Here is a 2,199-nt window from a genome sequence, read left to right as displayed (position 1 = left end):
TGACCGGCTTAGCGGGGTCTTTACGCCAGACCGACGTGCCGGCGTTATTGCCGTTGGCGGCCGACTACCTGGGCTTCCGCGGCGCGTTATGTCGTGAACACAACCGCGTGGCGGCGTTGGACCCGGCCCGTATCGCGGCGATACGCGCGCTGTTTTCCGGAGCCGAGGCCGGCGCATGCGTCGATTGCGATCCGGCTTGAGGCATTTCTAACGGTGCGGCGCGAGCCTTCGGTTGGGAGTATTGGGGCCAAGGCGACGGACCGAGTTTATTGACGGGGGTTATCGAAAAGCAAGCCGCGTTTCTGCGGCTTGAAACCCGCTTATAGATCGGTCGTGTCCGCGATATTTTTATGGATGCGTTTGGTGCCGATCGCGATGACCACCAGGATAAACGGAATGGCGGCGGCCTCGACCAGCGCCGGGTCAACAGGCCAGCCGGCGGCATGCAGGCCTTCGGCGATTTTGCCGGTCAGGCTGGCGGCATAGTAGGCGATCGCGACGATGGAAATGCTTTCCACCGTTTGCTGCAAGCGCAATTGCATTTTGGCGCGCAGAGCCATCGATGACAGCAGTCCTTGATTTTGCCGCTCGATGATAATATCGACCTTGGTGCGCAGTAATTGGCTGGCGTTGCTGACGCGCTCGGACACCAAGTTGAAGCGGTGCGAGAGCGAGTTGCAGGTGGTCATTGCCGGATCGAGGCGGCGCTTTAAAAACTCTCCCAAGGTTTGAATGCCTTGAATCCGCACTTCGCGCAGGTCGGTCAGGCGTTGGCCGACCAGTTGGTGATAGGCGCTGGCGGCGGCGAAGCGGAATTGATGGCTGGAAATTTGATTTTCGACTTCCGCCGCCAATGCGGTCAGTTCATCCAGCAGTTTCGCGTCGTCGGCGTCGGGCTGGGTCATTGAGTTGGTGATTGCGTAGAGCTGACGGTCGGCTTTTTTCAGTTCCGGGTATTGTTTGCGGGCTATCGGGAAGGCTAATAAGGCCAGGACCCGATACACTTCGATATCGAACAAACGATGCAGCAAGCGGCCGGCCTGCGCGGTCTTTAATTCGTGGTTCACCACCAGAAAGCGGCTGAAGCCGTCAACGTGGATTCTAAAATCGGTAAATACCGACGCCGCGCCGCCGGTCACTTTCGACCCCGCAACCGCATTGCCGACAAAGTATGCCGTCAGCGGCGACAAGTCGGTTTCATTCTGATAACCGATCTCCTCCGCCGAGACCACGGCGGCGTGCGCGGCGACGATGGTTTGCCCTTCGATTCGGGCCAGCCAGTCCACCGGCACTTTGCTCAGGGCCGGGTCCTCGAACGGTTCTTCCGTGGCGTCGTAAGCGTAAAACGTATACGTGCTGAATTCGCCGTGCTGCTCCCAACTCATCTGAAACGCATCGAAGTTGGCGCTGAAATGATCGGCGTCGTTGCCTGGCGGAATGACCCCGAAACGTTCGCACAGTGCTTTTAGGTGCGGGCGTTCCAGGATTTTTTCCTCGTTCGACAAAGTCAGCGCCAGATAACTGGCTCTGACCGGCAGGCGCGGAATCGACGATGCCCTGGCATGCACTTCGTTGTGCAATACGAAGCGTTGCGGATGGTTTTGCGGGATTTGAAATAGCTTTGCCACGGGATTGGGAATAAAAGTCGAAGTTTTTAGGCGGCGTCCATAGCCATTTTACTCGGAATTCGCCGGTTCAACGCACTCTGCCTTGCCGGCAGGCCGTTGGCGGGAGAGCCGCGCGGCGCCAACAAGCAAGCTGGCGTCGTTAATCGGTATTCGGTGGAATGCTTAACACTTACGCAAGCCGCCCTTTGCCGTTCAGCGTCAATTTCACACGCATCTCGTTTGATTTTGAGAGCCAAAGCGCGGACACCGGAACAAGCGCACTCTTAAAATAAGCATACACCGCTTATTATTAATTTTATGGAAACAATAAATCAATATTCGGCGGTATTGTGTAATTTTCTATCGGCGATATAGTGAATTTGTATTCACTCATCGACCGAAAAACGGTTTAGGAGGCAAAATGACAATTCCGAGAATTGGAAAGCCCGGCCCGGCTATCGGACTGTTAGCGTCGGCAGGCGTGTTAGCGGGTTTACCTTTAGAATTTGTAGTGTCCGCGTTGTTATTTGCCGCGGTTATCCGCGGCAGCGTCTACATGATCGATCGGGCGATTCAAGACGACCCGAATACC

At 56.2% G+C, this 2,199-nt stretch carries 2 protein-coding genes; one reads left to right on the top strand and one right to left on the bottom strand.

Going from position 1 to position 2,199, the window contains the following annotated elements:
• Positions 1-200, top strand: a 200-nt coding sequence (locus tag AC3B8H_RS20580; protein ID WP_488443382.1) for a (5-formylfuran-3-yl)methyl phosphate synthase, incomplete at its 5' end; no start/stop codon positions are given.
• 120 nt (positions 201-320) lie between these two features.
• Here the strand turns inward: AC3B8H_RS20580 and AC3B8H_RS20575 are convergent.
• A complete protein-coding gene (locus tag AC3B8H_RS20575; RefSeq protein WP_488443381.1) occupies positions 321-1,628 on the bottom strand; it encodes a DUF3422 family protein in 1,308 nt (435 codons plus the stop codon).
• Positions 1,629-2,199 lie beyond the last annotated feature (571 nt).

The organism is Methylomonas sp. BG-2 (assembly GCF_057766305.1).
Note: the sequence above shows the minus strand (reverse complement) of the source record. Positions and strands in the feature narration are given on the sequence as shown.